Origin of the sequence: Burkholderia sp. Ac-20349 (assembly GCF_017104865.1) — a bacterium.
GTDB lineage: Bacteria > Pseudomonadota > Gammaproteobacteria > Burkholderiales > Burkholderiaceae > Burkholderia > Burkholderia aenigmatica.
Map to the genome: position 1 here is coordinate 1 of NZ_JAAGPM010000220.1, position 8,878 is coordinate 8,878.

An 8,878-nucleotide genomic window follows, 5' to 3' on the forward strand; every position below is an offset into this window, starting at 1 on the left:
AGCACCGCGCGATAGTTCGCCAGCCCGGCGAATGCGCGGCGGCCGGCCGAATAGTCGACCTGGCAGAACGAATCGATCAGCACCTGCGCGACCGGATACAGCGCGAGCGCGGCGAGCACCAGCAGCGTGGCGAGCGCATTGAGGCGGAGCTTGCGCGGGACGGGTTCGAGATAGTTCTTCATGTGGGTTCCGTTGACGGTTTGATTAGTTAAGCTGAAGAAACGAAAACGTAATGCGAGAAGCGTGGCGAGGCGGTCGCGCGGCGGTACGGGGCACGTCGTCCCGCCGCGCAGCAGGGCTTACGGCAGCCAGCCGCCGATGCGCCACACCTGTGCAAAGCCGAGGCGCGGCGCGGCCGAGCACAGCATCGCAACGAGCGCGACGGCGGCCGCCATCGCGGCGACCAGCAGGCAGTCGAGCGGGCGGGGCGTCGCCGGCACATGGGCGAGCGCCGTGCCGCGCCAGTTGCTGAACGCGTGGGCGAGCGGCGAGAGGCCGGAAACGAACGAGCGGTCGCATGCGACATGCACGATGCGCTTGAGTCTGACCGCGAACGATTGAAGAAACATGACGCTGCCTCCGTCCGGTCCGGCGCGGGCCGGACGACGTGATCGAGCGCGGGCGCACGATGCGACCTGCGATCGGAGGGTGGAACGTAATGGAGCGTGCGACGGACGAACCGGCGATGGCCGGCCCGGAAGGAAGCGCGCTAACCCGACGAATGCGAGCTAGCGGCGAAAGACATGCGTCTGGCTGCTATCTCGCGATGGCTTGGCCGGCCTGGACCGGCATCGAACTGCAACTAGAGCATGTGTCCACGGAGGGACTCCCTTGATGAATTGCGGCGGATTGTATGCGTGTCGTTTGCTGCAGCGCAAGTAAAAAACGCATAAAAGTGGCGCACGTTGCGCGGGCGCCTCGGCAGCGCGTTCCGGCGCGAGATGGGCAACGGACGGGCAACGAATGGGCAACGGACGAGCAGCAGATGAGCGCGACGGGAGGCGCCGCCCCGTTGTTCATACGCATCGACCACCGACCGCGCGATACGCCCTGAAAGGTTGCGCCGCGTGTTTTCAAGGGCAATTCTTTCAGTGATGTGACGCGAGAAATTTATTTCGAGAAATGGGGTTTCGAGGGGTTGACTTCACTTTCGGGCCGTCCATAGAATCCGCCATCTTCACTTTTGGGGCCGCCGCCTTGGACGCCTGCAGTAGTCGATCTTCGAACGAAATTTCCGCCTGAGCGACCGACGTCCGCGCCTCATCGAAGCCGCCGTTTGTCTCCCAGGCAAACGGTGCGCGCAGCAGTATTCCGCAGTAACCCCCTACGTGCACCCTGATTCGCGCCGGTTAGCGTGATGCGTTTTCGCATGCGCCGTCCGGTTTCACCGCCGCCTGGCAGGCGGCCGCGTTCGCGCACGCTTTTCCCGTGCTCGCGAATCCCGGCCCGCAGGCCTGACGGCGGTCAACCGTGTTCTCCCGAACACCGCACAGGAGCCGCCATGAACGACAGTGACAGTTGTCCCTTATGCCCGTTGCACACACCGACCCTTTTGAACCCGGGTCGCAGGGACAATCCGGCGCACTAGCCTGACACGTCGTTCAGGCCCCGGACTGGCCCCGCGCCCACCACGCGGCCGGCACGCCTGCCGTCGCCGCACGGAGCCAGATCATGAACTTCGGCCTTCTGCTGTCGAATCTCCCGCACGTCACGGAATCGCGCCACCACTACGACGCGATGCTGATGCTCGACGCCCGTCCGCGGGTGTTCTCCCGCCTGTTGAACCAGCTGAAATCGTTGATCCACTGAAGCAAGAAGCACCGCGCGTGCCTCGGCATGCGCACGTGCGGCCGCCATCGAGCGGCCGCCCCGCGCGCATTCCAAGGTCACACGCTTATCAGATAACCCTTAGCCGTACGGAATAAATCATGTCCACGCCATCCAACGTTTCTCCACCAATCGCCGCCGAACGCAGCGCCGTGCTCGACGAAGCCCACCTGGGCGACATCCGCGGCGCGCTCGGCACGATCTCGCGCCACGACACCGGTGCACGCAGCACGTGGTGGGCGCGCCTGCGCACGCTGCTCGCCATCATCGGCCCGGGCCTCATCGTGATGGTCGGCGACAACGACGCCGGCGCCTTCGGTACCTACACGCAGGCGGGGCAGAACTACGGCACGACGCTGCTGTGGACGCTGCTGCTGCTCGTGCCCGTGCTGTACGTGAACCAGGAAATGGTGCTGCGCCTCGGCGCGGTGACGGGCGTCGGCCATGCACGCCTGATCTTCGAGCGCTTCGGCAAGTTCTGGGGCGCATTCAGCGTGATCGACCTGTTCCTGCTCAATGCGCTCACCATCGTCACCGAGTTCATCGGCATCACGTTCGTGCTGGATTTCTTCGGGCTGCCGAAGGTGGCCGGCGTGTGCGTGGCCGCGGCGCTGACCATGGCCGCGGTGAGTACCGGGGATTTCAGGCGCTTCGAGCGGTTCGCGATCGGGCTGTGCCTGCTGAGCCTGCTGCTCGTGCCGGTGCTCGTGTCGATCCATCCGCCGGTGGCGCAGATCTCGCGCGACTTCTTCGTGCCGAACTGGCCCGCGCATGCGAAGCTGTCCGACGTGATGCTGCTCGTGATCGGTATCGTCGGCACGACGGTCGCGCCATGGCAGTTGTTCTTCCAGCAGAGCTACGTGATCGACAAGCGCATCACGCCGCGCTTCATGAAGTATGAAAAGGCGGACCTGTGGATCGGCATCGCCTTCGTGCTGGTCGGCGCAGTCGCGATGATCGCGTTCTCGGCCCAGCTGTTCGCGGGTCATCCGGAGTTCGGCAACTTCACCGACGCCGGTGGCATCATCGCGGGCCTCGAGAAGTATTCGGGCCGCACGAGCGCGACGCTGTTCGCGGTCGCCTTGCTCGACGCGTGCATCATCGGCGCGGCGGCCGTGTCGCTGTCGACCGCCTATGCGATCGGCGACGTGTTCAAGATCCGTCACTCGCTGCATCGTAACGTGTCGGACGCGAAGGGCTTCTATCTCGTCTACTTCGGCATCGTCGCGGCCGCTGCAGCGCTGGTGCTGATCCCGGGCAGCCCGCTGGGCCTGCTGACGGAAGCCGTGCAGACGCTCGCGGGCGTGCTGCTGCCGAGCGCGACCGTGTTCCTGCTGCTGCTGTGCAACGACAAGCAGGTGCTCGGCCCGTGGATCAACTCGACGAAGCTCAACGTGTTCACGGGCGCGGTGATCTGGGTGCTCGTGATGCTGTCGATCATCCTGACCGCATCGGTGATGTATCCGGACATCAGCGGTGAAGCGATCCTCGACGTGCTGGTGGGCGGCAGCGTGTTCGCGATCGTCGGCTATCTCGCGACGGTGCTGATTCGCCGCAACAAGCGCGTCGTCGAACCCGGCGTCGACCGTACGCAACGCGATACGTGGCGCATGCCGCCGCTCGACACGCTCGAGCCGCAGAAGATGACGCTGACGACGCGCGTGTGGATGGCCGTGCTGCGCGGCTATCTCGTGATCGCGGTCGGTCTCGTGATCGTCAAGGTGGTGCAGATGATGCTGCTGAAGTAACGCAGGTCGTCTTCCAGGAAGCGGCGCCGGACCCGGCACCGCGCCGCAACCCGCACATGCCGGCCCTCGAGGCCGGCATGTGCGTTTACGCGTCCGCCTTGCGACGCGACGCGACGCGCACGCGGTACGGTGCGGCCGTCAGATCAGTTCGAGTTTCGACGTCAGGTACGTGAGCTGGATCCGGTTCGCGACGCCGAAGCGTTTGCGCAGCTTGCGCAAGTGATAGTCGACGTTGTGCGCGCTGGTGTCGAGGCGCCGGCCGATCTCCTTGTCGGAGGCGCCTTCGGCGATGCCGAGCAGCAGTTCCTGCTCGAACGGCGTGAGCCCGTTCACCGCGCGCTCGCGCGACGTCGAGATCAGTTGCGGCGACGCGAACTTGTGGACCGACAGCCCGATCGACAGCGCCTGTTCGATCGTCGCCGGCGTGATCCATTCGCGCGTGCGGCGCGGCGCGGTGAAGCTCATGAACGCGTGCAGCCGCGTGCCGGGCACGGCCATCGAATACATGACGCCGCTGCACATCCCGTCGTCCTGCATCGTCTGCAGGAAGCCGTCGAGCGCGGCCGGCGTCACGCGCGGGCCGGCGTCGCGCTCGCGGTGTTCGCGGCGCAGCTGCTGCAGGTCCCACACGATCGGCATGTTGCACACGCGCGCGCCGAGCGTGCGCGGATCGATGTCGTGATGGTTGTGCCGCACGTAGTCGCCGCGATAGGTGGCCGGCGTGAATGCTTCGTGCAGGTAGAGACTTTCGACCCGCTCGTGCGCGAATTCGAGCGCGAAGTACGCGAACGTCGAGAAGCCCGTCAGATGCAGCAGGCTCGCGACGATCCGGCTGCGCTCGGCCGTGCTCTGCGCGTGCGCGAGCGTATCGGCGACGCCGAGCTTCGGCGCGTGCGGCTGCGTGAGCTCGCCGCGTTTCACGTCGTCGCACCAGACGACCTGCACCGGGCGCTCGCGCAGCGCGTCCGGGCACGCGTTCAACCCGTGCGACGGACCGGGAAAAGTTGGGGCGACCGCTTCTTCATGCAATGCAATATCGGACATGAGCCATCCCTCGGAATCGACGCGCATCGCCTGGCGGCGGCCGTATCGTGTACGGCATTCGCGGCGGTGCGATCGAGCATCGGTGTGATATGCGCCGATCGTCATCCCTGACGAAACGCGGGGGCATTGTACAAAAATGCCGGTGTACGCGTAATATGCCGTAATACTAATGGCGGCGAAAGATTCCTATTCGCATGCCTATAACGAAGACCAGAAAATCCATAAAGAAAAGACCAGATCGTGACGGGGCGCAGGTTCACATATTGGGAAAGGGCGGGCTCCTCATGGCATATGCTGACGGCGCACCACGCGTCGAGTGGTTTTCGCAGGCCGATATCGCAACGGCTGCGGCTTATTCGAATGAATATCAGGCAATCGGGCATGACGTTTTTACCGGCATTCAAATTGAATCCGGTAAAAGCGACCTTGCTCCGGTCGATTTTGCGCAATGCCATGCGCGATTGCGGCAAATCGGTTTCAGTACGCTCGGTTACGGCGCTTTTGAAATGATCGGGCGGCGCATCCTGTGCGCGCATCTGCTTCGCGACCTCGCGCCCGCGACGTTCATGCAGCCGTTTATCGAAGGCATGCTCTACGAGAGCGACCCGCGTTTCGCGCAGGTGCGGCAGAGCGGCTTTCCGGTCGCGTGGCAGCTCGACGAGATCGAGGCGGCCGCGCAGGGCAGCGGCGACCGCAAGATGCTGGCGCTCGCCGGCCATCTGCGCGCGCATGCGATGAACAGCGGCGTGCTGTTCGGTCTGTCGGCGCCGCGCCTCGACCTGCGCGTCGCGGTGAACGTGACGTCGGAGACGCACGGCACCGAATGGATCGACGATCGCGTGATCGGCGGCGCGCTGTCGGTCAGCCTCGCGGTGCATCGCGTCGCGCTGCCGTTCCTCGAGGCACGCATCGCACGCATGCGCGGCTTCGCGCTCGGCGACGAACAGCAGCAGGTGCTCGACCGCCTCGTGCACGGGCTGTCCGACCAGGAGATCGCGAGCGCGCTGCGCACGTCGCTGCACAAGGTCGGCCACCATATCCGCTCGCTCGAGAAACTCTTCAACGTGCAGAACCGCGCGCAGCTTGCGTATCTGGCGGCGCGCCGGCTGCCATCCTGACGTAGTCCGTCCCCGGTTTTCTCTGCGTGATCCGATGACCTTCGGGCCGGCCCGCCTGTGGCCGGCCCGACGGGCCGATTCGGCCGCGCGCGCCGCCGCGATGCGCACACGATGCTTGACAGCGCTTTTTTCGAGTGATTTCAGCATTCACCAGTGAATTATTGCTGATTTATTTCTTCGTAATATGGCTCGACCGTCACGCCGGACGGCGGGCCGCGAGGTTGCGCCATGCGTGACGGAACTGGTCAACAGGGGCGGAAAAATCAATGTGCGGAATCGACGGCTTTCTGAATAGCGTCGCCATCGATGAGGAGACAGCGCGCGGCACGCTCGCGCGCATGACGGCAAGCCTCGCGCATCGCGGGCCGGACGGACAGGGGATCTGGGTCGATCCGGAAGCCGGCATCGCGCTCGGCCACCGGCGGCTCGCGATCGTCGACCTGTCGGTACACGGCCGACAGCCGATGGCATCCGCGTGCGGCCGCTACGTCATGGTCTTCAACGGCGAAATCTACAACCATCGCGAACTGCGCGCCGAGCTCGAGCGCGCGGGTCGCGCACCGGCGTGGCGCGGCCACTCCGACAGCGAGGTGCTGATCGCGGCGATCGTCGCGTGGGGTGTCGAGGCGACGCTGCGGCGTGCGACCGGCATGTTCGCGATCGCGCTGTGGAATCGCGAATCGCGCGTGCTGACGCTCGCGCGCGACCGGATCGGCGAGAAGCCGCTCTACTACGGCCGGATCGGCGACGCGCTCGTGTTCGCGTCCGAGCTGAAGGCGCTGCGCGGCTACCCGGGCTTCGACGGCGCGATCGACCGCGACGCGCTGTGCCTGTATCTGCGCCAGTCGAGCGTGCCCGCGCCGCACACGATCTATCGCGGCATCCACAAGCTGCCGCCGGGCACGTATATCCAGTTCGAGCACGCGCGCGACATGCCGCGCCTGCGTGCGTACTGGACGCTCGATCAGGCAATCGAGGACGGTCGTGCGCAGCCGTTCGAGGGCAGTGCCGACGAAGCGGTCGGTCAGCTCGACGTGGTCTTGCGTCAGGCCGTCGCGCGGCAGATGGAGGCCGACGTGCCGCTCGGTGCGTTCCTGTCGGGCGGCGTCGATTCGTCGGCGATCGTCGCGCTGATGCAGGCGCAATCGGCGACGCCGGTCGACACGTTCACGATCGGCTTCCACGAAGCCGGCTATGACGAAGCCGGTTACGCGAAGGCGGTCGCGCGCCATCTCGGCACGCGCCATACCGAGCTGTACGTCACGGCCGACCATGCGCTCGGCGTCGTGCCGAAGCTGCCGTCGATCTACGACGAGCCGTTTTCCGATGCGTCGCAGATTCCGACCTTTCTCGTGTCGGAGCTGACGCGCCGGCACGTGAAGGTGAGCCTGTCCGGCGACGGCGGCGACGAGCTGTTCGGCGGTTACACGCGCTACTTCCTGACGCCGCGCCTGTGGCGCAAGCTGCATCGCGTGCCGGGTGCCGTGCGCGCGCGGATCGCCGCCGCGCTGCATGCGTTGCGGCCCGATCACGCGGACCAGCTCGCGGCCGTCGCACAAGGAGCGTGGGGCGGCGTGGAGGCACGCGAATCGGCGACGCGCATCGGCGATCGCCTGCACAAGCTCGGCCACGTGATGACGGCCGAGAGCCGCATCGGGCTGTACCGGCTGCTGATGTCGTCGGTGCATCATCCCGAGCGCCTCGCGCTGTCGGGGCAGGAGCCGGCGACACCGCTCGACACCGTATCCGCATGGCCCGCGCACCTGAGCTTCGCCGAGCAGGCGATGGCGATCGACACGCTCACGTACCTGCCGACCGACATCCTCGCGAAAGTCGATCGCGCGGCGATGGCCGTGAGCCTCGAAACGCGCATGCCGTTCCTCGACCATCACGTCGTCGAATTCGCGTGGCGCGTGCCGGCGGAGGTGCGTTTGCCGGAAGGGCAGTCGAAGGCGCTGCTGCGCCGGCTGCTCGACCGGTACGTGCCGTCCGCGCTGATCGACCGGCCGAAGCAGGGTTTTTGCGCGCCCGTCGATCACTGGCTGCGCGGTTCGTTGCGTGACTGGGCCGAGGCGTTGTTGCGGCCGTCGCGGTTGCGCGAGGAGGGCTTCTTCGATGCGGCCGCGGTCGAGCGCCTGTGGCGGCAGCACCAGACCGGCCGGATGAACTGGCAGCACCAGCTGTGGACCGTGCTGATGTTCCAGGCGTGGCTGGAAGCGCAGCGCGCCGCGTAAGCGGGCGCGCTGCGCGTCGTCACTGATCGAGGCAGCGCGTGCAGCGCTGCTTCGCGTCGTTCGCTTGCGGGCCGCGGCACCGTGTCGTCACGGGCCGCGCATGGCACGAAGGCGGATCGGCGGAGGCCGCCGGCGACGCTTGCCGACGTGCGCGATCGGGCGGCGTGGTCGCGACGGCATCCATCCGTCGCTGGCGTGCGGGCGGTGTGTCGTGCCTGGCGCTGCCTTCATCCGGATTGCCCGACGTCGTCGACGCGACGTGAGGCGCGTGGTCGTTCGCCGCGTGCGCCACGGGCAGCGCGGCGCACGCGAGCGCAACCAGTGCGGACAGGCAGGCGACAACGGTTCGCGAATCGCACATCTTCATGGTCGTTCCGTTCGTTCCAGGGCCGGTTGCGCGGAGGGCGCGCGGCGGCTGCGTCGATTGTAGGGACGGCAATGATCGTGTGTCACGCCGAATTCCGTAGTCGCCGGCATTGGCGGCGGCGGCCGGAGCGGTAGCGACGAAGCGTGGCGATGCGCGGACGCGGGCGTCCAAAGGCGACCGCCGCCCGGAGGCGGCGGTCGGGTCGCGACTGGCTGGCGGGCCGGGCGGCCGTCCGGCAGGTCGGAAGAGCGGATGGTAGGGAAAGAGTGTAGTCCGCTGTGTAGACCTCGGTGGTCGCCGGATCATGAAAAAAAAAAAACATAAAGTAACTTGCCTTGTTGTCATCATGACTTCTCATACTCTGTATTTGTCCTATCTACATCTACTCTTATCTTCACTTATTTTTTCTTCATTATTGTTTCCGTCTTTTGTTTTACACCATGTCCTCTCACTTCATCCTGTTCTGACAGTCTCCTATCTTCTACCCGCACCTCGTTCACTTCTTTCTCTTCTTCTCTTCATTCACGTTCCTATCATCTT

At 65.7% G+C, this 8,878-nt stretch carries 6 protein-coding genes and 2 pseudogenes; 4 read left to right on the forward strand and 4 right to left on the reverse strand.

Features of this window, described 5'->3' with window-relative positions; all coding sequences use genetic code 11:
• Together G3N61_RS36570 and G3N61_RS36575 are read right to left on the reverse strand one after the other, a co-directional pair.
• Positions 1-182 (reverse strand): annotated as a pseudogene (locus G3N61_RS36570) (sugar ABC transporter permease); the annotation flags it as partial.
• Between the two features lie 117 nt (positions 183-299).
• Positions 300-569, reverse strand: a complete 270-nt coding sequence (locus tag G3N61_RS36575) for a hypothetical protein (RefSeq protein WP_043179966.1) — start codon at positions 567-569, stop codon at positions 300-302.
• Between the two features lie 1,102 nt (positions 570-1,671).
• Between G3N61_RS36575 and G3N61_RS36580 the strand changes: the two genes are divergently transcribed.
• Positions 1,672-1,809, forward strand: a complete 138-nt coding sequence (locus G3N61_RS36580; protein WP_179258770.1) for a hypothetical protein — start codon at positions 1,672-1,674, stop codon at positions 1,807-1,809.
• Positions 1,810-1,928: 119 nt separating this feature from the next.
• On the forward strand, positions 1,929-3,575 hold the full coding sequence (locus G3N61_RS36585; RefSeq protein WP_043179963.1) for an NRAMP family divalent metal transporter: 1,647 nt from the start codon (positions 1,929-1,931) through the stop codon (positions 3,573-3,575).
• A gap of 138 nt (positions 3,576-3,713) precedes the next feature.
• Here G3N61_RS36585 and G3N61_RS36590 read toward each other — a convergent pair whose 3' ends face one another.
• Positions 3,714-4,619: a LuxR family transcriptional regulator gene (locus G3N61_RS36590; protein ID WP_205824844.1), complete on the reverse strand. Its 906-nt coding sequence runs from the start codon at positions 4,617-4,619 to the stop codon at positions 3,714-3,716.
• Between the two features lie 284 nt (positions 4,620-4,903).
• On the opposite strand from G3N61_RS36590, the gene G3N61_RS36595 reads away from it, so the two are divergent.
• Positions 4,904-5,737, forward strand: coding sequence for an autoinducer binding domain-containing protein (locus G3N61_RS36595; protein ID WP_043179961.1), 834 nt, complete (start codon positions 4,904-4,906; stop codon positions 5,735-5,737).
• 266 nt (positions 5,738-6,003) lie between these two features.
• Positions 6,004-7,971 (forward strand): asparagine synthase (glutamine-hydrolyzing), encoded by a 1,968-nt coding sequence (gene asnB / locus G3N61_RS36600; RefSeq protein WP_089452279.1) that lies wholly within the window; start codon positions 6,004-6,006, stop codon positions 7,969-7,971.
• A 19-nt stretch (positions 7,972-7,990) separates the two neighbouring features.
• Here the strand turns inward: asnB and G3N61_RS36605 are convergent.
• Positions 7,991-8,182 (reverse strand): annotated as a pseudogene (locus G3N61_RS36605) (lytic transglycosylase); the annotation flags it as partial.
• Positions 8,183-8,878: the final 696 nt, after the last annotated feature.